Source organism: Paenibacillus sp. DP01, assembly GCF_044784315.1.
Classification (GTDB): domain Bacteria; phylum Bacillota; class Bacilli; order Paenibacillales; family Paenibacillaceae; genus Paenibacillus; species Paenibacillus polymyxa.
Genome location: NZ_CP173059.1, coordinates 5108355 through 5135324, shown reverse-complemented (window position 1 = coordinate 5135324; position 26970 = coordinate 5108355). Strand labels below are relative to the sequence as shown.

Here is a 26970-nt window from a genome sequence, read left to right as displayed (position 1 = left end):
ATAGTTATCAAAAAACCAGTCTTGGTAAGGCTGGTTTTTTGATGTATTCCGTTAAAGGGATGAAATGGGTTTTATTATATTTTTAACCTGTGGGGAAGGTATCAGCCTGTAAACTAATGTAAATACCACACCGAACAGGAGGTTTATTGATGTGAAATGGCAACAATTGGAGGAGTGCATCGAAGAAAAGCGAAAAGAATTAAATGATTTGGCGAAAGAGGTGGGATTGAAGGATCGACGGGTGTTGACCAAGTCTATGGAGTTGGATCGGCTCCTTAATAAGTACAGTGATTGGAAATATAGCTATCGTAGACAACAGAGCGTACCCCAAAGTTCACAGATCCAAGAGAAGCAACACGAGCTTGTCCTATCTTATTAACATCAAGCATCATAACAAGATAAAACCTAACTTCACCTTGGCTTCTATACATAGTGAGATATAGCATAAACAAAATAATCTCTATTACATCTCGTACGCCGCCCTTATCCACGTTGTTCGTACAGTTTATTGTTCTGCGTCTACATCAGAGCGGAAGCCATGTAACATGAGGATACATCTCAAAAAAACCTCCCCATTCACGTTATGGCGTGACTCGGGAGGTTTTTGGGTTTTACTGCTGGAGCTGGCGCAGCACAGTGATTTCGACACGGCGGTTTTTTTGTCGCCCTGCTTCGGTGCTATTGTCACCAACCGGCCGGGTATCTGCATAACCCGCATACTGGAATCCTGAGGGGGATAGCTGCTCTCGGTCGATAAAGAATCGGAGTACAGACAGTGCCCGAGCGCCGGAAAGCTCCCAGTTGTCCTTGTAGGTCGATGAGTTAGAGGAACGCGTGAATGGAATGTTGTCCGTATGGCCCTCTATGCTAATCGGTGTTTTCAAATCTCGAAACAGACTGGCTAATTTGGATAGCGTGTTTGCAGAGCCCTGCTTGAGTGCCGCTCTGCCTTGGTCGAATAGAAAGCGGTCATTCAGCGTAATGACAATGCCACGCGGTTGATCGGATACGAAAATCTGGTTTTGTAGCTTGTTGTCTGTAATATATTCCTGAATGACACCCATTAGGTTTTGCAGCTCTTTTTCCTGCTTGCGAAATGCTTGTTCACGCTCGGTGAGCTTGGTTGATCCCGCTTCTTTTTTATTAGAGGCCGGTTGCTTCGTCGCGGGTGGATTCTTGCTGGTATAACGATCGGCAGTTCCTGTAATGCCCGAGCCTTGTTCCAAAATAGAATCTCCCTTGTGGAACGTATCCTGGAGGGATTGAACAACGACGTCGTATTTCTTAGCATCCAGACTGCTCATAGCATACATCACGACGAAAAAAATGAGCAGTAGGGTGATCAGATCGGCATAGGTAATCATCCAACGATCTCGTTGGTCTCCGCCGCCACCTTGACGCCCACGGCGCTTAGCGCGCGCTCTCATGGAAGTCCTCCTTTGGAGTAGCGCTCTCTGTACGTGAGCGACGAGGTGGTTTGCGATCTATATTTTGCTCTGAGCGGATAAAGAACTCCAACTTCTTGCGTACAAGCTTAGGGTTCTCTCCGTTTTGGATAGCCAGGATACCTTGCAGCAGCAAATCCATCGTAATAATTTCACTTTCACTGGCTGCTCTTATTTTGGACGCGATGGGCAGAAAGATCAGATTGGCGCTAGCAACGCCGTATAATGTTGCGATAAAAGCTACAGCAATCGACGGTCCGAGCGCAGTAGGCTCGGTTAGGCTGCCAAGTACATGGATCAGACCCATGACCGTACCGATAATCCCCATCGTAGGGGCATAGCCGCCTGCCGATTCAAATATTTTGGCGTACCCTTCATGTTTGTGCCCAATAGCATCTAACTCTAGTTCTAAAATTTGCTTGATCTGTTCCTGTTCAGTGCCGTCAATGACTAGTTGAAGACCTTCCCGCAAAAATGCATTCGGATGCTCTGATGATATACGTTCTAGCGCAAGCACACCGGATCGGCGGGAGGTGGCTGCCATGGAAACCAAATCTTCTATATATTGCTCCGTTGGATTGTCCTCACGACTAAAAGCCATCCGCAGAGCGGTGGGTATTGTCTTCAGCTTGGAGGCAGGGTAACTGATTACAACTGCGGCGAAAGTTCCGCCAAATACAATCAGAGCTGATGTACCTTGAAGCAGCCCTGTGAATTCTCCGCCTTCCCACAAGAAGCCACCGATTAATGCTATGATTCCGGCGATGATGCCCAATACGATGGTGATATCCAAAATTCAATTCACTCCTATTCAAGACTTATCGTTTGCATCCGCGGTAAGAAAGAGGTATAATACGGGAACAAACATTCTTATTCAACCATATTTCCCAAGTATCATTGCTCGGGAAATATCGACATAGAATTACAGGTAAAGACGTTAAAGCTCGATTGGTGTAAAAACATGATGTTTCCATTTTAGACGATAAGGGTGATGCAGGGCAATGAGTGATATCGTTGTTAGCGATAAGACTTTTGAAATTCAGTCGGAATTCCAACCTCAAGGCGATCAACCCCAGGCCATTTTTGAATTGGTAGAAGGAATTGCAGAAGGAAAGAAGCATCAAACTCTGTTGGGTGCTACGGGAACAGGTAAGACGTATACCATCGCTCAAACCATTGCCAAGCTGAATCGGCCTACACTGGTTATTGCGCATAACAAGACCTTGGCTGCTCAACTGGCAAGTGAGTTTAAAGAATTTTTCCCAAACAACTCAGTTGATTATTTTGTCAGCTACTATGATTACTACCAACCGGAAGCGTACATCCCTTCTTCCGATACGTATATTGAGAAGGATTCCAGCATCAATGAGGAGATTGATAAACTTCGCCACTCAGCCACAAGCTCTCTGTTTGAGCGTCGTGACGTTATTATTGTAGCGAGTGTCTCTTGCATTTATGGTTTGGGTTCCCCGAAAGAATATTCAAGCTTGCTGCTCTCGCTTAGAGTCGGCATGGAGAAACCCCGCAATCAGATTTTGTCCCGCTTGGTCGATATTCAATATCAGCGGAACGATATCAACTTCGTGCGGGGTACTTTCCGTGTACGGGGGGATGTTGTTGAAATATTCCCGGCTTCCCATGGAGAAAACGCGATACGGGTAGAACTGTTCGGAGATGAAATTGAACGGATTACCGAAATTAATGTGCTTACAGGTGAATTGATCGGTGAACGTGAACATATCGCCATTTTCCCGGCATCTCACTTCGTTACTCATGAGGATACGATGAGGGTAGCACTGGTCAATATCGAACGTGAGCTAGAAGAGCGGTTAGCAGAGCTGAAGGAGCAAGGGAAGCTGTTAGAGGCGCAACGTTTGGAGCAACGTACCCGCTATGATATCGAGATGATGAGAGAGGTTGGCTTTTGTTCCGGTGTCGAAAACTACTCGGGTCCACTGACATTCCGCGAGCGCGGAGCAACTCCATATACACTGTTGGATTATTTTCCAGATGATATGCTGATCGTCATCGACGAATCTCATGTTACATTGCCGCAAATTCGTGCGATGTATAACGGGGACCAGGCGCGTAAAAATGTTCTCGTTGAACATGGTTTTCGTTTGCCATCTGCCTTGGATAACCGTCCGCTGAAGTTCGAAGAGTTCGAGGACAAAGTGAATCAAATTATCTATGTATCGGCTACTCCAGGCCCGTATGAGATGGAAAAATGCGATACAATGGTGCAGCAGATTATCCGTCCTACCGGTCTCCTTGATCCTATTATTGAGGTGCGTCCGAGCAAAGGGCAGATTGACGATCTCATTAATGAAATACGGCAGCGCATAGAACGTGAAGAACGGGTACTGGTCACCACACTCACGAAGAAAATGGCTGAAGATTTGACAGACTATTTAAAAGAAGTGGGCATCAAGGTTCGGTATATGCACTCCGAGATTAAGACTTTGGAACGGATGGCCATTTTGCGGGATCTTCGTCTAGGAACCTTTGATGTGCTGATCGGGATCAACTTGTTGCGGGAAGGTCTCGATTTGCCGGAAGTATCGCTGGTTGCGATTTTGGATGCGGACAAAGAAGGCTTCCTGCGTTCTGAGCGCTCTCTGATTCAGACGATCGGACGGGCAGCGCGGAATAGTGACGGACGTGTTATTATGTATGGCGATAAGATTACCGATTCTATGGATAAAGCGATTAAGGAAACGGAACGTCGCCGTGCGATTCAAATTCAATACAATGAAGAGCATGGGATTACCCCGCAAACCATCCGTAAAAAGATACGTGATGTCATTGAAGCAACCAAGACGGCAGAGTCCAAGAATGATTACCTTCCTAATGAGACGGGTAAACTTTCCAAGAAGGAGCGTCAATCCCTCATTCAGCGCCTAGAAGCAGAAATGAAGGATGCGGCCAAGAATCTACAGTTCGAACGGGCCGCCGAGTTGCGTGATGCTTTGCTGGAATTGCGGGCTGATTAAACATTGGGAATAAGCTAGAAGCACAACATATTGATAATAGAATGTTTGATTGCTTTTAAGAAATAGCGAGGACGGCCGATGTGGTCGTTCTCTTTGCGATATATCACTTCCATCGGATAATCCAATGCGATATTAGGATGACGTGAATTACGGCTAAGGAGATGAAACATTTGGCGAATGAAAGCATCATCATCAAAGGCGCACGCGCGCATAATCTCAAAAATATTGACGTGACGATTCCGCGGGACAAGTTCGTCGTCCTGACAGGGCTTAGCGGCTCAGGTAAATCATCACTGGCTTTCGATACGATCTATGCGGAAGGACAGCGGCGGTATGTGGAATCATTATCTGCGTATGCCCGTCAATTCCTCGGGCAAATGGAGAAACCGGACGTCGATTCGATTGACGGCCTGTCACCTGCCATTTCCATTGACCAAAAAACGACAAGTCGGAATCCTCGTTCTACGGTCGGAACAGTTACAGAAATCTATGATTACTTGCGGTTGTTATTTGCCCGAGTAGGTCATCCTCATTGTCCTGAACATGGCATTGAAATCACTTCACAGACCGTCGAACAGATGGTAGACCGCATTTTGCAGTATCCTGAAAAGACACGGCTGCAAATCCTGGCTCCATTGGTATCCGGCCGCAAAGGTGAGCATAAGACACTGTTCACTGATATAGCTAAGCAGGGCTTTGTACGGGTACGTGTGAATGGCGAACTGCGTGAATTGTCCGAGAAGATTGAACTGGAGAAGAACAAGAAGCACTCGATTGAAGTGGTCGTAGACCGGATCGTAGTCAAGGAAGATATACGTGCCCGTCTGTCCGACTCTATCGAGACGGCACTGAATCTTTCAGGCGGACAGTTGCTTGTAGATATTATAGGTCAAGAGGAGTTGCGATTTAGCTCCAACTTTGCGTGCCCGATTTGCGGTTTTAGCATAGATGAGCTGTCTCCACGGATGTTCTCCTTTAATAGTCCGTTTGGTGCTTGTCCAGATTGTGATGGGCTAGGAGTTAAAATGGTGGTTGACCCTGATCTGCTCATACCCGATCCAGAAAAAAGTGTAGAAGATGGGGCGTTCCAGGCATGGAGTGGAGGAACTTCCACTTATTATCCTCAATTTTTACAGTCTGTATGCGAACACTACGGTATTCCGCAGGACGTTCCTGTAAGCCAATTGACGTCAGAACAAATGAATCTTATTTTGCACGGAACAGGTGACCAGAAGATCCGTTTCCGCTATGAAAATGATTTTGGTCAACGTAAGGAAGCCTATGTGACCTTTGAGGGCATTATCCCGAACCTGGAGCGTCGCTACCGTGATACGGCTTCTGAGGGAATACGTGAATTTATTGAAGGCTTTATGAGTGCAAAGCCATGTAACACCTGTAAGGGGCACCGACTGAAAAAAGAAAGCCTGTCAGTAACGATTCAAGAGCGTAATATCGCTTATGTGACAGCTTTGTCTGTCGGGGAGGCTTCTCAATTTTTCCATACACTGAAGCTGAGTGAGAAAGAGCAGTCGATCGCCAACCTCATTTTAAAGGAAATTAACAGCCGACTGGGATTCCTCGTTAACGTTGGTCTGGAATACCTGACTTTAAGCCGTGCAGCAGGTACGTTGTCCGGCGGGGAGGCACAGCGTATCCGATTGGCGACACAGATCGGTTCCAGTCTGATGGGTGTGCTTTATATTTTGGACGAGCCAAGTATCGGGTTGCATCAGCGAGATAATGACCGCCTGATTAGTGCATTGGAACATATGCGGAATCTAGGCAATACGTTGATCGTGGTGGAGCATGACGAAGATACGATGATGGCGGCCGACTATATCATTGACATTGGGCCAGGAGCCGGAATCCATGGCGGGATGATCATGTCACAGGGGACCCCACAGGAAGTTATGGAAGATCCGAATTCCCTGACCGGTCAATATTTGAGCGGGCGTAAGTTTATTCCGGTCAATACCGAGCGGCGTAAGCCGGCAGATAAGTGGCTGGAGATTCGCGGAGCCAAGGAGAACAATCTCAAAAATGTGAATGTCAAAATTCCATTGGGTGTTTTCACGGCTGTCACTGGCGTATCCGGGTCTGGGAAATCGACGCTGGTCAACGAAATTTTGTACAAAACGCTGGCGCGTGATCTGAACCGTGCGAGAGTACGTCCAGGTCAACATAAAGAAATTCGCGGGCTAGAGCATATCGAAAAGGTGGTTGAGATCGATCAATCGCCAATCGGCCGTACACCGCGTTCCAATCCTGCGACTTATACCGGTGTGTTCGATGATATCCGTGATTTATTCTCGCAGACGAACGAGGCTAAGGTTCGAGGCTACAAGAAAGGCCGGTTTAGCTTTAACGTTAAGGGAGGCCGATGTGAATCTTGCAGAGGCGACGGCATCATCAAGATTGAGATGCACTTTCTGCCCGATGTGTACGTACCCTGCGAAGTGTGCAAAGGCAAACGCTATAATCGGGAGACCCTTGAGGTTAAGTATAAAGGGAAGAGTATTGCTGATGTGCTGGAGATGACGGTAGAAGATGCAACAGCATTTTTTGAAAATATCCCGAAGATTCATCGCAAGATTCAGACGCTGATGGATGTAGGTTTGGGGTATATCAAGTTGGGTCAACCAGCGACTACTTTGTCTGGTGGTGAGGCACAGCGTGTGAAGCTAGCTTCCGAACTGTATCGTCGCAGCACAGGTAAAACCATTTATATTTTGGATGAGCCGACAACGGGTCTACATGTTCACGATATTGACCGTTTATTGACGGTGCTGCATCGTTTGGTTGATTCGGGAGAGACGGTACTGGTTATTGAGCATAATCTAGATGTAATTAAAACAGCCGATTTCCTGATTGATCTGGGGCCTGAAGGCGGAAGCGGCGGTGGAACGATCTTGGCTACCGGGACACCAGAACAACTCGTAAAAGTTGAAGAATCCTATACAGGCCGATACTTAAAGCCGATCCTTGAACGGGATACACAGCGCAGCCAAGCGCTTCAGACCGTCGATCTATAGATACTGTTTAGTGTATGTTTTAGAAACCCTGCACAGGCAGGAAGGCAGAATACGAATTAGCGTATTTATGCTTTCCCGTTGGCAGGGTTTATTTTTTTTGTAAAAAAAGAAAACTTTTATCAAATTCCTGCGTTAAAGCATGTGACACATAGTTTACCAAGCGCTGGAATAATAAATCTATATGTATATTCATCGACAGAAAGTCTCTGAGTAATCTCTAAATTTTTGGAGTTTTGGATGTTTAGGCTCGGGCTTGAAGAGGTTAATATATAACTTATGATTATCTAGCATCATACGAAGTTCCGTGCCCCGTGACAACCATTACTAGTTGAAGCGAAACCGTCTATAGTTATATCACATCTAAGATTTATACCACATCTCTGAGGAAGTCATGAAGGGAGCTGGAACGTTTGAAGATTAAGCAAAGTAGAGTTCTACGTACACGTGTATACTCATGGGCAGCAGGAGTCACTATAGCGGCATGGTTATTGGGTTATAGTGCTGCACCGTCCTATGCCTCCGAGGTGTCCGAGGCGTATGCGCCCATACAAGCCGAGATCGAAACCAGTGCAGCGATTGGAACTATTAAAGATTCAGAAAACGCTCACAATTATATTCAGCCCGCAGCAAAGGGTGGGTTTGTAATGCTGAACGTTGAGGACGTTACAGAAGCAAGTGTGGTACACGTCACGTACGGCAAGCTGGACAGTTCTCTAGAGACTGTATGGAAACACCAGCAGGACCTGAACGTACAACCGGGAACAAGTAGCAGGGGAGTCCAGCGGGAGACGTCAGATGGTGGGTTGTTGTTTCTGATTGATTATACCCAACCGAACGGAATGCGGGATTTGCAGGCTTCACGATTGGACGCGGATGGAAACCCCTTGTGGTCCAAAACATTACCGACTGATGGCTTGATATCCCAAGGGCAGGGTTCTCAGGTAGGACTGGAGCCACTTGAGGATGGCAGTTTTCTAGTCTCCTCACTGAACCTTGCGGAGCAGTCCTTCACTGTACTCAAATACACAGAAGATGGCGACATACAATGGAATCGAACAACGGCCGGGGTGACCTCAGGTTGGCTGGTTGGCAGTCACAATGGATATTATGCGCTTTTGAACAGCTCAGATGGTCCCGTGGGGGTACAAGCCGATGTGTATGGTCGTAATATCCGTGATGTCCATCTAGACTTAGGATCAGGTAAGGAAATTGCGGCGGTACGTGAGTTGTCCAGCGGTCATATTGCTGTAACAGGGCTTAAAGGAAACAGCAAGCGTACCCAGGTGTTAAGTAATGGTCTGCAATTGTTTAGTAATACAGAGGACTATGCCGCTGACCGGGTGTATCTGCCTGAGGAGCAGTTGTACGTCCAGTTCAGTGATCAATATGATCCACTGGGTAAAACCACGAAGATGCATGGCATTACTATCACAGGCTTAAAAGGAAACGGCACGAAGGTGTGGGAAACGAAGACTCATTATAAGGAAGATAACTCCTTCGGCATCCGATATGATACGGGATTGATATATAAGATTCCTTCAGGCTACGCGGTGGTGACATCTACAACAGGCGTCCAAAAGCCAATAGTACTCGATTTTGCGAAAATATTGATACCGGAGTAATCCGGTGTCTTTTTTTATGAAATCGAAGAAGTAGCAAGTAGGTATGGCACTGTGGTGTGGCATAAGAAACAGCCTGCTTGTATATAAAATACAAGCAGGCTGTTAATGGGCTTTATGTCTAGGATGCAACGTGGCTGGACTGTAAAATGGCAGACAACTTCTCTTGGAAAGACGGAATGCCTACACGCTGTACATACGCATAAAAGCTTTCGCCAGCAATCCTATTTTCTTTGTAAAACAGAATAAGCTCTGCCAATACAGGACCAACCTGATCCCCACGTACGCGGCCTTTGAGTGCCTTGTTGAACTGGGCATCTGCTCCAAGTGCCCCGCCGACAGCGATGTCGAACGCGTCAACCATGCCTTCAGGTGTCTTAAGGAGCGAGCCTTGCAGTCCAATGTCGGCAATATGCTTTTGACCGCAGGAATTCGGGCAACCAATAAAATGGATGCGCACCTTTTCATCCAATTGTACGTGCTGATCCAAATACTCGGCAACGTCAATTGCTCGCTTTTTCGTTTCCACAATCGCCAGATTGCAAAACTCATTTCCTGTGCAAGATACTGTACGGCTCATAAAATGCTTGGGCTGTGGTGTCAGGCGTTGCAGCACGGGAGCTTTCAGTAGCTCATCTACTTGATCATCCGGCACACCGCTCAGCAAAATATTTTGCGACATCGTGGTACGAATCTGCCCATCACCGTAGCGGTCAGCCAGGTCGGCCAGTTCATGCAACTCGTCAGCACTGAGGCGACCAACAGGTACGTTCAGACCGACATAGTTCAGACCTTCTTGGGCTTGGGGATGTATACCGTCAAAATAGGCGGCTTGCCAGCCAATGGTTTTATCTTCACCTCGTCCCGGCATTTCGCCAGTGTACTCAGTCAGCTTGGCCAGGAATTTGTCTGGGCCCCAATCGGCAACAAGGAATTTCAGACGGGCATGGTGCCGTTTTTCCCGATAGCCGTAATCACGGAAGATGGTGGTGACAGCAATAGCAACCTTCAGTACTTCCTCAGGACGGACAAACAAATCCAGCGGATGTGCCAAATGCGGCTTGGCGGATAGTCCACCGCCAACCATCACATGGAAGCCAACCACTTCTTTTCCGTTAAGGATCTTGGTTGCCGGTGTGAAGGACAGGTCGTTAATTTCAGCCTGTGCATTATTGTAAGTATTACTGGAGATGGACATTTTATATTTGCGCGGAAGATTGGAAAAGTCGCGATTCAATAAGAAAAAGCGGTTTACTTCATCTACAATCTCCTGAGTATCCACCAGCTCATTAGGATCAATGCCAGCCAGAGGATTGCCGACAATGGTACGAGGGCAGTCCCCACAGGCTTCAAAGGAATACAAACCAACCTTTTCCAGACGTTCGAAAATATCCGGCAAGCTTTCAACGGTCAGCCAGTGAAATTGAATCGCCTGACGGGTGGTGACATCCACAAGATCGCGCCCGTACAGTGCGGAGATGTCCGCTAAGGCACGTGCCTGGGCTGAAGTCATGATCCCTGTATTGATGCGGACGCGCATCATGAAATGACCATCCTTGGGTTTTTGCTGGTAAACCCCAGCCCATTTGAATCGGTCCATATCGTCCGCAGAGATCGAGTCATACCCTTTGTGTGCATAGCTTTCGATGATGGTACGTATAACGTCGAGACCATCCTTTTCCAGCTTGACTAACTCAAACTTGTTAAGCTTATCGGGATGAGCATTCCAGATGGGTTCATAGGCCATCTTTTTAACCTCCTTCATGTGTCTTATTTATACTTGAGATTTTAGATATAGAACTCACGATTTTTTATTTCCGACAATATAACTAAGATATAATGTGATGGTATCATAGTTGGTTATGCCCGTAAACGAAGGAATGGTCCAAAGGGTATAACGATTTTTTATTGTTTTTGCTTATTTTTTTGATATAAGGATTTGGAAAATTTATAATATAAATAGTATGAGAGGATAGGGATGTGGCAAACGGCGCTTTTTTAGAAAAAGATAGGGCTTAAAGCGATTGTATGCGTGTCCCCTCTATGGTAGATTTGGACTAACTGATAGAACAGGGTCATGTTAGAGAGGAAATGGTGAGTATATGCGTAAGATGGGGAAAAGGGTAGCTGTGCTGGCTTTGGGCAGCGCTCTATGTGTTTCTGGAACGGCAGGTGCAGCCAGCAGTGGAGCTGCGTTGAAGGCCAAGGTCATTAATGGCGGGGTCTATGTTAACGTAAGTGATATGAATAAAGCATTAGGAACCAGCGGCGCGTATAACAGCGCAAATGGTACATATACGTTATCGGCCGATCGTGTGCCGCAGGTCGTTAAAAATGTATCTCCTTCGGTAGTCGGCATCATTGGCCGTTCTGCGACAGGAGAGACCGTAGCAGGGGGAGACCGATACAACCTGGCTCACGGCACGGGTGTCATCATTCGGGCAGATGGATGGATTGTTACGAACGCGCATGTAATCGAAGGATTAGGTGATGCCGTAGTTGTAACCTCGGACGGAAAATCTTACGGAATCATCGACAGCTACAGCGATCCGATCAGTGACTTGGCGTTGATTAAAATTAAGGCAAGCGGTCTTAAACCTGCTACCTTTGCAGCTTCTACGAATAGTTTACAGGTAGGCGAGCAGGTAGTAGCTATCGGTACGCCGATCTCCTTTTCACTTCGTAACTCGGCAACCTCAGGTGTTGTTAGCGGGCTGAACCGTGGTGTCAACGCTGCGTATCGTCTCATTCAAAGTGATACCGCGATCAACCCTGGTAACAGCGGTGGTCCGCTGGTCAATCTCAAGGGCGAGGTTATCGGGATCAATACAATGAAGTTCTCAGCGGTCGGAATTGAAAATATGGGCTTTTCGATTCCGGCGGATACAGTGAAATATGTCATCAATCAATTTTTCAAATATGGTGAGGTTCGGCGTGCTAGTCTTGGCCTAGGGCTTGAAGAGAGCTGGTCAGCTATCGTTGGATTACCTACCGAGGACCCTTTGAAAGTCACTAAAGTCACCTCAGCCAGTGCCGTACAGGTTAAAATCAAGGAAGGCGATGAGTTGTATAGTATTAACGGCAAGCGTGTAGCTTCCGCCATTGATGTCAATGAGCTGCTTAAAAACTATCAACCGGGCCAAACGGTGAGTGTACTTATGCAGTCGGACGGTGATATTGTGAAGCGCAAGCTGGTACTGACACAGGATACTGGTGAAATTTATGATTCCATTCAGTCTGGAGAAGATCTTGAAGACTCGAATGAATCAGGAGCTGCTGTAGATGACGGTATAGCGCCTTCGAAGGAAGCGTCAGATTCAGCTACGGGAAAGTGAAGATAACGGCTCATCAATTTATAAAATAAAGCTAAAGGGAGATTTACTGTGAAGCATATGCAAAGAAAAATGATGCGTAAGCTGGGGGTCGGCGCTGTCGCATTGTCCCTTCTGCTTACCGCTTTACCAGCAGTTGCAGCAGATCAAGATAAAAACATATTGGAATTGCGTCTACAAAGCGGCAGCAATACAGCCATCGTGAACGGCCAAAATGCGAATATTACGAAACCCTATTCCAAAAGTGGAGCACTGATGGTTCCGGCTGGTGTGTTTAAAAAGGCATTTAACAGCAAAATTCGCCTAGCTGAAGATAATGTGGTTAAGATCACCAGCGGCACTCACGTTGTATCGCTGACAATTGGTAGTCGTACAGCCTGGGTGAGAGGACACAAGGTGACACTTCCGGCTCCACCGGAAATGTCGTCAGGAATCCTCATGGTGCCTTTGCGTCAAGTAGCAGAAGGACTGGGCGGTAAGATGGAGAAGAACGGCGCAGGAATCATCATTCGGATGGAAGCCCAAGAAGAGGCGGGCACGGTAGCAGAAGAATCACCGAACATTGATAATGATGAGGGCAAGACGCAGATCGGGAATAGTTACTACGATTGGTCCATGAACTATCCAACAGGACTCGTTATCGGTCAGGGAGGTGGAGATGAGAGTATTTCCACATTTATGGACGAGAACAGTGCATACTATATGGAAGTACACACAGCATTACAGCCGGTTCCACTGAATGCAGACGATTTGTTGCAACAATTGGTGCAGGCAGCCAAGGAAACGGGAGAAACTGTAGTGGACCGAAAATCCTTCCCGAAAGCGAAAGTGCCTTATGCTCGTGTTATTACGAAGGATGGGGACGGCGTACTGTGGGAAAATCGTCAGTACTATGACAACGGACGACTGTATGTCGTTTATTTTTCCGATGCTAAAGCAACGAACTATAAAGATCTGGCCCAGTATGCTGGACTGTTGAACTCATTTAAAACCTCTTTTAATGCACAGGATAAAAGTATTAAAGACTTGTCCACTGTAGTAGGAGGCACACGTGAGGCCGGGAATCCAGATTACGGTGTGTCACTCAAAATACCCGCAGGCTGGAAAATGGACGACCAACGAATGCAGTATGAAAGCAATGACGGATCAAGCTTCCACATGAAAATCACCTCTGCTCCAGCAGATGGAAAATTGGAAAACTGGGGTCAGCAACTGCAAAAATGGCTGAGCGATTCATTTGTGTCCACAGCATACGAGGCACAAAAGACGTACCCGTTGGAGGTTGCAGGTGTTCAGGGATTAGTACAGGAGTACCGCTATAATTTTGGGGATGGATGGGTCAAGGAGTACAATGTGCTGATTCAGCAAAATGGATATCGCTACCTGGCTGAATACGCAGTGCCTGAAAAGGTAAGCAAGGGAAATGACCAGTTCAACGCGCTCATTTCTTCGCTTCAAATCGATTTCCAAACAGTAGCGAATAACTTTGGACAATTGGAAGAGGATGACTATCTGGCGGACAAAACGAAAACGATCAAAAAAACGTCTAAAGCATATGAATATACAGTGAATATCCCGCGGTATTGGACTGCGGTTAGCGATCAATTTGAATTGGGCGATATAGAGTATCAATTTACCGGAGGGCGTTTTTCTATCAAAATCGACAACGACCAATCCTTTGAATTAACGGTATCCCAGCTTAAGGACTTCTATGATAAGCAAGCCAAGAACTATAAAAACATTAAAGTGGAGGAAGTTAAGGATGTAACATTTGCTGGTGTGTCGGCAGTGTCCTTTACATTCCACCGTGTGGAGGAAGGCATCGGTTATACAGGTCGCCAAATCGTTCTGGAGCATAACGGTAAAACATATACCGTAACAACGACATTAAACGATGCGAACAACACGGGTGTACAGTCCAACGCACTGGATTCGACGCTGAATTCGTTTAGTTTTGTGAAGTAAAGGGTGAGGATAAAAGATTAGTGAGCTGTAGTGGGTAGAGGCTACGCATGCCATTTGATCCTACGATCGCTGGCGCTTCTTCGGATTCAAATGGCCCGCTTCGCTGGCCACCGCCAAATATTCCTAATCTTTTAGAGAGTGAAGTAAGCAGGGAAGTGCGAAGGCTGCATACTTTTACGAGGCCTTATTTCGCCTTTTTGCTATAACACGACCACCAAGCTTCAACATTGAGCTTTTTCTTACGGCAAGGTCAGTAAGCTTTGGTAATATAAAAAATGGAAGGCGATATATAGGAGGAATCCGAAAATAATTACGCTAAAGGCAGTCGACAAAAGTAATTGGGAAGAATGTGCTGAACTTCAACCGAGCCCTGAGCAACAAAGGTTTATGGTATCTAACCTTTACTCAATTGCGGAATGTCAGTTTTTGGATGGGTTTTTATCTAGAGCGATTTATAATAATGACGTATTGATTGGTTTTACGATGTTTGGTTTAGACCCGGATGACGGGAATTACTGGATTTACCGATTTATGATTGACGAAAGATTTCAAGGCCAAGGCCATGGTTACCATGCAATGTTGCTGGTTATTGACGAAATAAGGAAAGCCAGTAATCGGACTGATATGATCATGATTGGATATAAACCAGACAATGAACTTGCTAGAAAGCTATACAGAAAATCTGGTTTCAGGGAGGAAGGAATATCACCTTGGGGAGAAATGCTTGCGAAGTATAGCTTTGCCTAGTTAATGGTATGATGACGCACCTCCAATGCACCGCTGACCGGGATTGGAGGTGTTTTTGTATTTCAGTATTATATTTTTAAAGGAATCGCTTGGAAAGTGTAGAAGCTTGGGGCGCAGTCTGGTACACTAGATTAGTTACAAGATAAGAATAATTTCTGCCGCAGATGTTTGTGATGCGGATTTTTTGAGTTGGATGCGTTTCAGGTAAGTGACCGATGGTTCAGCGTGTGAATGATCGGACAAGATGATAGAGACAGATAGGCTTAAGAAATAAGATTCTTAGTAGGTTTCCATATCCCTGACTGAACATAACCAGCTTTGGAATGAGTGGATGGAACATTAATGAGATTACCAAGTAAGCAGCATAGCTGCCCTGAAAACAACGATGCTCCAATGAGGGACCATTCGTTTTCAGCATATAGGGAGGGCAATAATGAAATCAGCAGTACGAAGAGAAGATGTCGAGCTTCTGGCACCAGCAGGTGACTGGGATTGTATGCGTGCGGCGGTAGCGAACGGAGCCGATGCAATCTTTTTTGGGGTGGAAAAGTTCAATGCACGGGCACGGGCGAATAATTTTCGCATGGATGAATTGCCCGAAATTATGGCCTTTTTGCATAGCTACGGGGTTAAGGGCTTTTTGACATTCAATATACTGGTATTTGAAAATGAGCTGGAGGACGCTAAAGAGCTGGTTGATGCCTGTATTGATGCCGGTGTCGATGCCCTAATTGTTCAGGACATGGGCTTGGTGAAAATGATTCGCGACATTTCGCCGGATTTCCCGATCCATGGTTCTACTCAAATGACGATTACCTCGCCGGAGGCTGTAGAATTCACGAAGCCGTACAACATGGAACGGGTTGTGCTGGGGCGTGAAAATAATCTAAAACAGATTCAAAAAATTGGCGATCAAGCGAGACTTCCGATGGAAGTATTCGTGCATGGAGCGTTGTGCGTATCTTATTCAGGCCAATGCCTGACTTCAGAAATGTGGGGCGGACGCTCTGCAAACCGTGGTGAATGTGCACAGGCATGCCGTTTGCCTTACGATTTGATGGTGGATGGAGAGCAAAAGCCGATGGCCGATGTGACATATCTGCTATCCCCCAAGGATCTGGCAGCCATTGATTTGATGCCAGAACTGATCGATGCAGGTGTGGTTTCCTTTAAAATTGAAGGGCGACTGAAAACGCCTGAATATGTAGCGAATGTGGTTAGCAAATATCGCAAGGCCATTGACAAGTATTTTGACGGCGATACGTCCAAGACGAGCAAAGAAGATATCCGCGAGCTGCAGCAGAGTTTTTCACGCGGCTTTACACACGGGTTTCTGGAAGGAACGAATAACAAAAAGCTGGTGGACGGTACGTTCCCGAAAAGCCGGGGCGTGTATCTCGGCCGAGTGGAGCAAATCCTACGTGATGGTGTAGTATGCCGTATCGACGCCCCGCTCAAGCGTGGCGATGGTATTGTATTTGATGCAGGAGATCCTACGCAAAAAGAAGAAGGCGGACGCGTATATGATATCCGCCGCAAGGGCGTGAAGATTGAAGGCGAAGCTGGAGAAGGCTGGATCGTTGACATCGTAGCGGGACGCAATGATGTGGATCTGCGCCGAGTGCACGTGGGCGACCGTATTTGGAAGACCAACGACCCGGCGCTGGACAAGCGTCTGCGCCAGTCGTACGAAACCGAAAAACCGTACCGTGTCTTCCCGGTACATGTGCGGGTCAGCGGCTCCCCAGGACAGCCGCTGTCGACATGGTGGACCGACGTGCAGAAAGGCACAACGGTCCGCGTGGACTCTGAGCTGGAACTTGAAATCGCCCAGAAGCGTCCGATGACGCACGAACTGCTCGAAGAGCAGTTCGGCCGACTGGGCGGAACCGTGTTCCAGCTGGAGGAGTTGGACGTCCATCTGCATGGGGACGTCATCGTACCCATGCGCGAGCTGAACAGCATCCGCCGTCAGGCGGTGGAACTGCTCGCGGGCGAGCGCCCCAAACCACCCGTATACACGAAGCGGGCGGTAGAGGTGTATGGCGATGCAGCGACTCCGGCATCGTCTGTGGCACGTGGTCAGGCAGAGCTGACCGCGCTGTGCCGCAGCCTCCCTCAGGTGGAGGCTGCGCTTGAGGCCGGCGTGGAGTTCATCTACGCCGACTTCGAGTTCATCAAGCAATTCCCGGCAGCCGTAGAGGCTGTGCACGGCGCTGGGCGCCGAATTGCGCTGGTGACTCCGCGTATTCACATGCCAGGCGAAAACGGATATCACAACAATATCCTGCGCCTGCAACCGGATGCTGTGCTGGTACGCAATCCGGGAGCATTGTATTTTTACATGCGTCACCGCTTGGAGAACCCGGATGCACATCATCCGCAATTGATTGGCGACTTCTCGCTGAATATCGCCAACCATAAAGCGGCTGACCTGTTCCTGGATTCCGGCTGCGACCTGGTGACACCGTCATATGATTTGAACATCCAACAGATGGTCGATATGCTGGGACGTACACGTACCGACAAGCTGGAGATCGTCATCCAGCAGCATTTGCCGATGTTCCATACCGAACACTGCGTGTATTGTACTTTTATGAGTGAAGGCACAGACTACACCAACTGCGGTCGTCCATGTGAGGACCATCGTGCATCCCTGCGTGATCGTATTGGAATGTCTCACCCGGTTCGTGTGGACGAAGGATGCCGTAATACGGTGTACAACGCGATTGAGCAATCAGGCGCGGAATACCTGACTAACTTCCTAGAACTAGGCGTGTCCCGTTACCGCGTGGAATTTTTGGAGGAGACACCAGAGCAAGTTCATGAGGTTATTGATCTCTATAACCGTGCCTTGCGCGGAGAAATTAGCGGAACACAAGTATGGAAGACGCTGAAAGCGACGAATCAGCTAGGGGTTACACGTGGGCAACTGGTGAAGTAACAAGGCTGCTATAGAAAAAGCGAAAAGGGTATGTGCTTTGACAGCACATACCCTTTTCTATTTGCTAGTTTATATAAAAAATTACCATTGAGCCTCTTATTGCTATACTTTTTGGGCGCTTGTTTTCTTAGAAAAAACAATAAATTTTTGTCCAACATAATTAATTAAAGTATAGAAAACATTCCCGATTAGAATAGACACGTTGCCTAGAATCTCATTATTTTTAATGCTCAAACTTGAGATCAGGTAGTGACTGATTAGATAGCTGAGACAATACGACAGTATATAGCATATCAATATAATAGAGATGAACTTCCAAATGGTCTGTCCATGGTTTGCATCATTTTTGAAGGTAAATCTTTTGTTTAAGAAATAGCTTACAGTGGCGCCTACAGAATTACCGATAAAGGTCGATAACCAGTAGTTAGTCTCTAAAATATTAAATAGCAAGAACATGACGGACATGCCGCATATTGTATTTAGAACACCTACGACAAGAAAACGGAAAAAACTATTCTGAAATAAAGTCAAATTAGTCACCTGTTCGCATCTGTTATTGGACCGCTACAGCTTCCCTTTCACTATTATTCACTTTCTTTGTGTTTTCAGTATCAAAGGTGCTCTGGGAATCTAAAATAGTCTCAATAATATATTTAGGTCTTTGTTTTACTTCTTTATATATTTTACCGATATACTCGCCAATGAGTCCGAGTGCGACGAGTTGTAGACCACCTATAAACCAGATGGACAACATTAGAGAAGACCAGCCCCAAACGGTGGTACCAAGGAACTTGCTAATAAGGGTATAGGCAGCTATTAATAAGCTTATGCCAAACATTCCAAAACCCACAGCCGAAATAAGCCGTATCGGGGTTACGCTAAACGAGGTGATTCCATCGAAAGCAAAAGCGAGCATTTTCTTTAAAGGATATTTGGATTCACCTGCAAAGCGTTCGTGTCGATCGTAATACACTTCAGTAGACTTATAACCTATTAACGGAACTAGACCACGTAAAAAGAGATTTACCTCTTTAAAATTGGCTAATTCCTGGAGAACCCTTTTGCTCATTAAACGGTAATCTGCATGATTGTATACGATATTGACGCCCATTTTACTCATCAGACGGTAGAAGCCTTGGGCTGTTGAACGTTTGAAAAATGTATCGGTAGTTCTACTTTTTCGCACCCCATACACGATGTCATTACCTTCTTTGAATTTTATTATGAATTCTCTGATGGCATTGAGATCATCCTGTAGGTCAGCGTCAACGGATATCACACAATCTGAGGTTTCTTTAGCTTCCATTAACCCAGATAATAGAGCGTTTTGATGGCCCGCATTTTTCGCCAATTTGAGACCACTGACAAAAGGATTTTTTAGATTATATGATGCGATGATGTCCCATGTTTGATCACGGCTACCATCATCAACAAACAACATTTTACTATGTTTAGAAATGAGTTCGCTCTCAGCCAACTCTTCCAGAATCACCGTAAGTCTGCTTATGGTTTCAGGCAGTACTTCTTCTTCGTTATAACAGGGAATAACTAACGTTAAAACAGGGTTACTGATTATTGAATCCAAAGAACTCTCTCCTCAAATTTTGGCTTATCTGGTACTCAAATTTCTATCTTTTTTAGTCTATAATATGGTTTACTTAAATTATATAACAATGCAATGACTAAGTGCTATAATAAACTATTAGCAATTTCCAAACGTTACTCAAACTATTGAATAATTTAGTAAGATTTGTCGAAAAGGAGTTTTACCTATGAAAATCCGTAAAGCAATTATTCCTGCTGCGGGATTAGGAACCCGGTTCCTTCCTGCGACCAAAGCGATGCCTAAAGAGATGCTTCCCATTGTAGACAAACCAACCATTCAATATATTATTGAAGAAGCTGTTGCATCTGGTATAGAAGATATCATTATCGTTACTGGTAAAGGCAAAAGGGCAATTGAGGATCATTTTGACTACTCCTTCGAGCTGGAGCATAACTTGACTTCGAAGGAAAAATGGAACCTGCTCAATGAAGTACGCAAGCCATCAGAGATGGCAGATATCCACTATATTCGTCAAAAGGAACCTAAAGGCTTGGGGCATGCCATCTGGTGTGCACGTAAGTTTATTGGTGATGAACCTTTTGCCGTCCTTTTGGGTGATGACATCGTAGAGTCTGAGAATCCATGTCTCAAGCAGATGATTGACGTGTTCGATGAGTATCAGCGTTCTATTGTAGGTGTAAAACAAGTCGATTGGAACGAGGTACATCGTTACGGGATTGTTGAAGGCCATGCACTTACTTCCAAAATCTCTGAGGCGGAACGATTGGTGGAAAAGCCTAAGAAGGAAGAAGCCAACTCCAACTTAGCGATCATGGGACGTTATATCTTGACACCTGATATTTTTGATATCCTAGGTCAGCAATCCGCAGGAGTAGGTGGGGAGATTCAGTTAACGGATGCATTGTCCAAACTGGGAGAAAAGAGTCCGATCCTAGCTTATGAATTTGATGGCAACCGCCATGACGTTGGCGAGAAGCTGGGATTCATTGAAACAACCATTCATTATGCTCTACAGCATAACGAGATTAAGGATGAAGTGCTGGCTTATATGAGACAGGTTATTAAAGAGATTGACCAACAAAAATAAACCTTACTGTAAGAAGTAGGACTGATCCCTATTTGTAAGACAGAGAGCAAATACTTTTCAGTTTAAGGACCAGTTGCTAGAAACGAACTGGCGATTGGTTATTTAGTTCTGTTGAATGCAAATTAAGGTTAGTAGGTAAAGTAGTCCTGAACCGTCCGTTCGACGATGTCCGTTGTTGTATAGCTCAAACCTTGAGATAGCACGTTTCAGACTTTAACGTGGAATGGAACGACTTGATGGAGCATTATCAGCAGTCCCCCCCCTTGCGGGGGAGCTTATGGTAATGCTTTTTACCTTTCCAACTTTCTGATACGCTTTGGATTATAAACGCTGCCTTGATTGCTATGGAGTATTGTACCTGGTAGAAACGGTAATTGGTGAAGCGTATCCAAGACAAACGCGGTATTTTGCTTGTCAGCTACACTTTATGCCACAATTTCTCCATTTAAATTCAAAGATACTCGACAGATACAACATTTTCTCGCCAAACGGTAAATACGTAATTTCCATAACGATTTTTTGCATAGGGCTTCGATCCCGAATTGGTGCTTTAATAGAGATGCACTACTATATAAGTTGGCTGATTCTGTGCGTTTTCGTTTCTTGAGTTTGAGATGACATTGTAACTGCTCACCCTACATGATTTATTGTACAAGTTTATGATTGACCTTATGCTCATAAGAAACAAGTCCGTGGCTTTCCTGTATCCATACCGAGTTTTATGCTGTATGTAGAGTTCGCGAACATTCCTACGAGAAGTTCTTCTCCACGGCCTCGTAGCTGCTTTCTAGTGGAAGTATATGGCTTGAGGAAGACCTATCCATCACAAGCTTGACTTCAAATTCACTTTTCCCGAAATAGATTTCCCCATTGTACTAAGTAGTCTCTGGTGACATCCCCCTTCAACTCCCTTGTACTTTTTAGAGCGTCTAATTGTTGCTTTAAAAACCAATTTTCCGTTTTTTGGTTGCTCAAACTCTGAATGTATGCTCAGGTTCTTTTTTATAGCTGTATTGTTTACCGAGAGGCAGCTTTATCCGTTTCAATTCGCCGTTAAGATACGACCTTAACATGATTTTTACTTGTTCTTATTTCATATGCCCAATTGCTCCATGACTTGTCAGGCCGAGATACTAGCCAGTATCAGGAGATGCTTTCATTGTGTAAAAAAGGTAAAAATTTTAAATAGATGTAATAAAAAGAAACTTTTTTTCTCTTGATGCGTCTTATATATTGAGAGGTTGCCCATTGAGGTTCTCTCAACTTTATCGAAGGGAGGGATTAAGATGAATTCTCCAGAATTAGTCTTTTTCGAACAAGAGGACACCCTTGATTTGGACTTACAAATTAATGATCTAACATTAAAGCAAGCGAAAAATCCTTGCACAAGCACTGTAACTTGTAGTGTTTCTAGATGCCTTGGTACACATGTGACTTGTGAGTGTTGGTGCTAACTTTAAAAGAAATCTGACCCTGGATATTATTTCATACATCCAGGGTCTTTTACTTCAGGAGGAGGTTATCCTATAGTGGATAAAGTTACAAATATAAATATGTTTCAGTCATTAGATTTTTTTATGGTGAGAGTACCACTACTGCCTATTGATTTTTACTATAACTTATTCAGTGAAAGTACTACATATGATGTGACAAGGAACAAGGCTTTATCTTTGTTAACAGACCCTGTTATACGGGAAGCGATCACCATAGCCAGCCCTTCACTTATGAATTCTATCAATAATGTCCTAACCAATAAAAATACTAAAAAAATGAACACGGTGCTACGGGCAGTTGTGAATTATCTAATCAGGCTTTCTTCAAGAGCTACACCTTATGGGATTTTTTCTGGGGTTTCTATAGGTCTCTTTTCGGAACTTAGCTGCTTGGAAGTGGGTGATACTAGGCAGAACAGGAAAATATCCCGTCCAGATATGGAATGGATCATGGGATTGGTTAAATATTTAGAGAAAGAGGGAAATGTGGTAAAACAGTTGGCGGTGCGGACTAATCCAACCTTGTATTTATCTGGTACAAGAATAAAATTGCCATTTTTAAACTATATTGAACAACACCACGATCCTGATGTAAAACGAATGAAAAGTAGTTCGATAAAAGCGTCCAAGCCGGTTCAGCTTGTGATGGATTATGCACAAACTCCGATTCCTTTTGCTAATCTAGTTAAGAAAATACAAGAAGAGTATCCCGAAAACAATGAAACTTTAATAACTGAATTTCTGATGAAGCTATTGAATCAGGAGTTTTTAATTAGCAATTTGAGACCACCATTATGCATAGATAATATGGATTTGCCTTTTGAATATCTACGAAAACAGATAGCACCTATAAACAATATTGAATATATCAAAAAAGGTCTCGATGAAATTAGTGAAGAAATAAAACAATACGATGATTCTCCAATAGGTAAGGGGGAATCCTTGTACAATCAGCTATGTATAAGAATGAGAAAATTAGTTCCAACGAAGGAAACTTTGCAGATTGATATGGAGACAAAAGTAGAAGAAGCCTTTTTAAGCCAAAATGTCTCTAAAGATATTGCTAGATCAGCAGAAATCTTATGGAGGCTGTCGCCGGATTTGAGTAATCCTCATTGGACACAGTACCGAAATGATTTTATAGAGAAATATGGTATTGATTGTCAAGTTCCGATCTTAGAGCTTTTGGACGAAGATTTAGGGTTAGGGGCTCCGCCTGATTATAAATATCCTGAGAGTAGATATAGTTTAGAACACCCAATACTAAATGCAGAGAGAGAGAAGGTTCTGGCAAACTGGATTACAAATGTTATTAAAGAAGGAAAAATAGAAATAGAACTGACGGATGAAAAATTAAAGAGGATCGAGACTTTATCTGATGAGCTTTTGCCCCCTACCTCTATAGAAATGTATGTTACCATAGCAGCAAATAGCGAAGAAGCTTTGAAAAATAACGAATATAAGGTCATTATCAACCCCAATTCGGGAAGTGCAGGTGCAGGTAAAACATTTGGAAGGTTTGGACCAATCCTAGATAAGACTGCAAGAGAGAAGATCACGAACACGTATAAAATTCAAGAGGAATACAGAAAAGATGCTATATTTGCTGAACTTGTATATTTAACGGTCAATAGTAGACATTCTAACGTAGTGATTACCAACAAATCATGTAGTCACCAAATTGTGTTGGGAACTAATTATTCCAATGTAGATACTTCAAAACAAATTTCAATTTCTGATTTATATGTAGGATGTACCCACAATTACTTTTATTTAAAGTCACAGTCGTTGAATAAAGAGATAATCCCAGTTTCCACCAACATGCTAAATTACAATAATGCTCCCAATGTATACCGTTTTTTAATGGAAATTTCACAAGAAAGACACAGAAGCATTTTGCCTTTTCAGTGGGGAGGCCTATCGGAATTCCCTATGCTGCCTCGTGTGAAATATAAAAACATAATTTTATCTTTAGCGAAATGGTCGCTTAATAAAAATAACGATGAATTAAAAAAATGTAAAAACGAGGAGGATTGGATTGAGGGTTTTGAAAAGTGGAGAGGGGAGTGGCGCGTTCCAAGATATGTTTATATTACCACTTCTGTTTCAGATAACAGAGTACTAATTGATCTTAAAAATGAGTTTTTTATATTAGAGTTATTTGAGAAATATCATAAATTAAGTGATTCACAATCATTATGGTTAACCGAGAGTGGATTTGAACCAAGTGACGTATGGGCTAGAGGGAAAGAAGGGCGCTTTATCGCAGAGTACGTTATTCCCTTAGTAAGGACAAATGTAGAGGAACCTTTGACCCCGAAGCAGTGTGAAGATATGAATCTTATTCAAAGACCAATCAGAGAGCATTCAAACATTATATATTTACCGGGAAGTGAATGGCTTTATATAAAGCTTTATGGTATGTCTGAACGAGAGGAAGAGTTTATTGGCAATTACATTAGAACATTTTGTGAGCAGGTAGAGAATCAAGGAATAATAAATCGTTATTTTATTGTTAGGTATAAAGATCCGGATCATCATATACGGTTACGACTTCATGGTGAGGAATCCGTTGTTTGTAAACAACTAATCCCTGCTATTCATATGTGGGCTAGACGCCTAAAGGTTGGAGGTCTACTAAGTAAAATAATATTTGATTCATATGAGCCGGAAATTGAGCGATACGGTGGTAAACGTTTAATTAGTATAGCGGAGCGTTTTTTTGCTGTTGATTCGAAGATTACAGTAGAACTGGTCTCTTTAAAATATAACAATAAGCTGAATGTTCCTATAGAGATTATTGGTTTCATTAGTGTAATTGATATTTTAAATCAGTTTATACCAGCGGTAGAACGGCAAGTTACTTGGTTTCATGAAGAAGAATGGCATAAGGAGCATGTAAAAGATTTTATGAAGGATCGCACTTTTTATATAATTTTGTGCGATGTTTCGGACAATTGGTCCTCACTTAGAAATTTGGAATACGGGGACTACTTATTATCTAAGTTTCAAGAACGAAAAAAAATAATAAATGAATATAAAGAGGCACTTGAACATGAAAAGGATTTAACGAATACATTTTCCAATATTCTAGGTAGCCTCATTCATATGCATTTAAACCGTCTTATAGGTACGAATAGAAAAATGGAAAGAAAGATAATGTCGTTGTTAAGTCATTCTTTATATCATTTTAATGAATCAATAAAGCACAAGAAAAAATGTATTTCAAAGGAGTTGAACGTTGATGACAGTAGTACAAAACAATAAGAGCCTGCATAACGATATTATAAAAATTGTAAGTGTTATAAGTGCCAGGTTGACTGACCCCCAGTATGTACAGACTATATGTTCTTCTGAGCAGAATCATGTAGATAAACAAGAGGAGTTTAATTGGAATGATATAAGCCTGGCAACTGGATTTCCAGCAATCAGTATTTTGTATGGGAGACTAAGTACTGTATTAAAGGATGAGAGATTAAAAGAGTATGCACACTCCTACCTTTTAAGTACTCGTGAATCATTAAAGAAATCAGGAGCGTCATTATCACTATGGGAAGGATTATCTGGTGTTGGATTTGCCGCATATCTATTATCTGACAATGGTATAAAATACAGGAGATTTATCAACCAAATTAACACTTTAATATTGCGTCATGGTAGTGCTGATCTACTGAATGCAAAAAGTGGGCTGGAATCAGGTACGTCAATTAATGATTATGATGTAATTTCCGGATGGAGTGGCATAGGAAGGTATCTGTTACTGTTCTCTGATATACCTGAAATTAGGGAGCTCCTTATTGGTGTTCTTGAGTATCTTGTTCTTCTAAGTAAAGATAGGATTATCAACGATAAACAAGAGGTTCCGAATTGGTATATTTCAAATGAATATTTACTTTCACATGAAAAGGATGAATATCCATTTGGATATTTTAATATGGGTTTAGCTCATGGAGTTCCTGGCCCCTTGGCATTATTATCTATAGCGTTACTTCAAAATATAAAGGTACCTGGTCAAATAGAGGCAATTCAACGATACTGTGACTGGATAACAAAATGGAAATTGGAACAAACAGATAGAATACAATGGCCCTTAATTATAAGCTACGAAGAATTTACAAACGATCAATTATACGCTAAAAAACATCGGGATGCTTGGTGTTATGGTTCGGCAGGTGTTGCGAGGAGTCTATTTTTAGCAGGTAGATCCATCGGGGATAGAAGCTTGGAGGTTTTAGCTGTAAACGCATTTAAATCGATATACAAAAAATCTATCGAAGAGTGGAATATTTATTCACCAACGGTATGCCACGGATATTCAGGATTATTGAAAATTACCTATCATATGTATCGGGACACGCACGATCCTGAATTGCAAGAAAACTATCAAAGCTTGCTCCGAACGGTCGTTAAAATGTTTGATGAAGAATCGGCATTTGGTTTTTATGATTTATATAGGGATTCTAATTCTACTAAGAATTTAAATTATGTAGGTTTACTTGACGGTGTTTCGGGAATAGCCATGACATTACTAGATTCTCTTTATCCTGATGAAAAGGATTGGGGGGCGAGCTTATTGATTTGCTAAGGTAATAAGTAAAGTAACGGATGAATTACTCAAACCACAGAGAGGAACTGGTTAGCGTTCTTAATCGATAACAGGGTTACAATTCCACTCAAAAGATGAACAATAAAAAGGGGTATCTCAAAGGCAGTTTTTTATAGTGAAACAGCCTATGAGACGAATTA

The 26970-nt window shown here is 43.8% G+C and carries 17 protein-coding genes; 12 read left to right on the top strand and 5 right to left on the bottom strand.

Features of this window, described 5'->3' with window-relative positions; translation table 11 throughout:
* Positions 1–151 precede the first annotated feature (151 nt).
* Complete coding sequence (locus ACH59B_RS22675; RefSeq protein ID WP_016822961.1) at positions 152–379, top strand: aspartyl-phosphate phosphatase Spo0E family protein; 228 nt, start codon at positions 152–154, stop codon at positions 377–379.
* Between the two features lie 232 nt (positions 380–611).
* Here the strand turns inward: ACH59B_RS22675 and ACH59B_RS22670 are convergent, their stop codons facing one another.
* Complete coding sequence (locus ACH59B_RS22670) at positions 612–1427, bottom strand: flagellar motor protein MotB (protein ID WP_013373324.1); 816 nt, start codon at positions 1425–1427, stop codon at positions 612–614.
* Positions 1411–2238: a flagellar motor protein gene (locus tag ACH59B_RS22665; RefSeq protein WP_016324776.1), complete on the bottom strand. Its 828-nt coding sequence runs from the start codon at positions 2236–2238 to the stop codon at positions 1411–1413. Before ACH59B_RS22665 ends, ACH59B_RS22670 begins: the two co-directional genes overlap by 17 nt.
* 208 nt (positions 2239–2446) lie before the next feature.
* On the opposite strand from ACH59B_RS22665, the gene uvrB reads away from it, so the two are divergent.
* From uvrB to ACH59B_RS22650, 3 genes are all read left to right on the top strand, one after another.
* Positions 2447–4438: an excinuclease ABC subunit UvrB gene (gene uvrB, locus ACH59B_RS22660; RefSeq protein ID WP_013373322.1), complete on the top strand. Its 1992-nt coding sequence runs from the start codon at positions 2447–2449 to the stop codon at positions 4436–4438.
* A gap of 170 nt (positions 4439–4608) precedes the next feature.
* Complete coding sequence (gene uvrA / locus ACH59B_RS22655) at positions 4609–7470, top strand: excinuclease ABC subunit UvrA (RefSeq protein ID WP_126666390.1); 2862 nt, start codon at positions 4609–4611, stop codon at positions 7468–7470.
* Between the two features lie 410 nt (positions 7471–7880).
* Positions 7881–9092, top strand: a complete 1212-nt coding sequence (locus ACH59B_RS22650) for a hypothetical protein (protein WP_102998492.1) — start codon at positions 7881–7883, stop codon at positions 9090–9092.
* 118 nt (positions 9093–9210) lie between these two features.
* Here the strand turns inward: ACH59B_RS22650 and ACH59B_RS22645 are convergent, their stop codons facing one another.
* Positions 9211–10836 (bottom strand): nitrite/sulfite reductase, encoded by a 1626-nt coding sequence (locus ACH59B_RS22645; RefSeq protein WP_016822965.1) that lies wholly within the window; start codon positions 10834–10836, stop codon positions 9211–9213.
* 355 nt (positions 10837–11191) lie between these two features.
* On the opposite strand from ACH59B_RS22645, the gene ACH59B_RS22640 reads away from it, so the two are divergent.
* The 4 genes from ACH59B_RS22640 to ACH59B_RS22625 all read left to right on the top strand — a co-directional run bounded on the left by ACH59B_RS22640 (position 11192) and on the right by ACH59B_RS22625 (position 18077).
* The gene (locus tag ACH59B_RS22640) at positions 11192–12424 is read left to right on the top strand and encodes a S1C family serine protease (protein WP_019688752.1); all 1233 of its coding nucleotides are present in this window, start codon (positions 11192–11194) and stop codon (positions 12422–12424) included.
* Positions 12425–12472: 48 nt separating this feature from the next.
* The gene (locus ACH59B_RS22635; RefSeq protein WP_016822967.1) at positions 12473–14386 is read left to right on the top strand and encodes a stalk domain-containing protein; all 1914 of its coding nucleotides are present in this window, start codon (positions 12473–12475) and stop codon (positions 14384–14386) included.
* A 306-nt stretch (positions 14387–14692) separates the two neighbouring features.
* Positions 14693–15133, top strand: coding sequence for a GNAT family N-acetyltransferase (locus tag ACH59B_RS22630; protein WP_045244617.1), 441 nt, complete (start codon positions 14693–14695; stop codon positions 15131–15133).
* A 433-nt stretch (positions 15134–15566) separates the two neighbouring features.
* Positions 15567–18077 (top strand): U32 family peptidase, encoded by a 2511-nt coding sequence (locus ACH59B_RS22625; RefSeq protein WP_016822969.1) that lies wholly within the window; start codon positions 15567–15569, stop codon positions 18075–18077.
* Between the two features lie 102 nt (positions 18078–18179).
* On the opposite strand, the gene ACH59B_RS22620 is transcribed toward ACH59B_RS22625, so the two are convergent.
* Positions 18180–18617 (bottom strand): GtrA family protein, encoded by a 438-nt coding sequence (locus tag ACH59B_RS22620; protein WP_225164815.1) that lies wholly within the window; start codon positions 18615–18617, stop codon positions 18180–18182.
* Between the two features lie 13 nt (positions 18618–18630).
* Complete coding sequence (locus ACH59B_RS22615) at positions 18631–19662, bottom strand: glycosyltransferase family 2 protein (protein ID WP_016822971.1); 1032 nt, start codon at positions 19660–19662, stop codon at positions 18631–18633.
* Positions 19663–19849: 187 nt separating this feature from the next.
* Here ACH59B_RS22615 and galU point away from each other — a divergent pair, with 187 nt between their 5' ends.
* From galU to ACH59B_RS22595, 4 genes are all read left to right on the top strand, one after another.
* On the top strand, positions 19850–20731 hold the full coding sequence (gene galU, locus ACH59B_RS22610; protein ID WP_016822972.1) for a UTP--glucose-1-phosphate uridylyltransferase GalU: 882 nt from the start codon (positions 19850–19852) through the stop codon (positions 20729–20731).
* 1286 nt (positions 20732–22017) lie between these two features.
* Positions 22018–22185 carry an FDLD family class I lanthipeptide gene (locus tag ACH59B_RS22605; RefSeq protein WP_192811795.1) on the top strand — a complete coding sequence of 56 codons (168 nt, stop codon included), beginning with the start codon at positions 22018–22020 and terminating at the stop codon, positions 22183–22185.
* Positions 22186–22260: 75 nt separating this feature from the next.
* Positions 22261–25491, top strand: coding sequence for a lantibiotic dehydratase (locus ACH59B_RS22600; RefSeq protein ID WP_404302729.1), 3231 nt, complete (start codon positions 22261–22263; stop codon positions 25489–25491).
* Positions 25469–26809, top strand: a complete 1341-nt coding sequence (locus ACH59B_RS22595) for a lanthionine synthetase C family protein (RefSeq protein WP_016822974.1) — start codon at positions 25469–25471, stop codon at positions 26807–26809. Before ACH59B_RS22600 ends, ACH59B_RS22595 begins: the two co-directional genes overlap by 23 nt.
* The last annotated feature ends 161 nt before the right edge of the window (positions 26810–26970 follow it).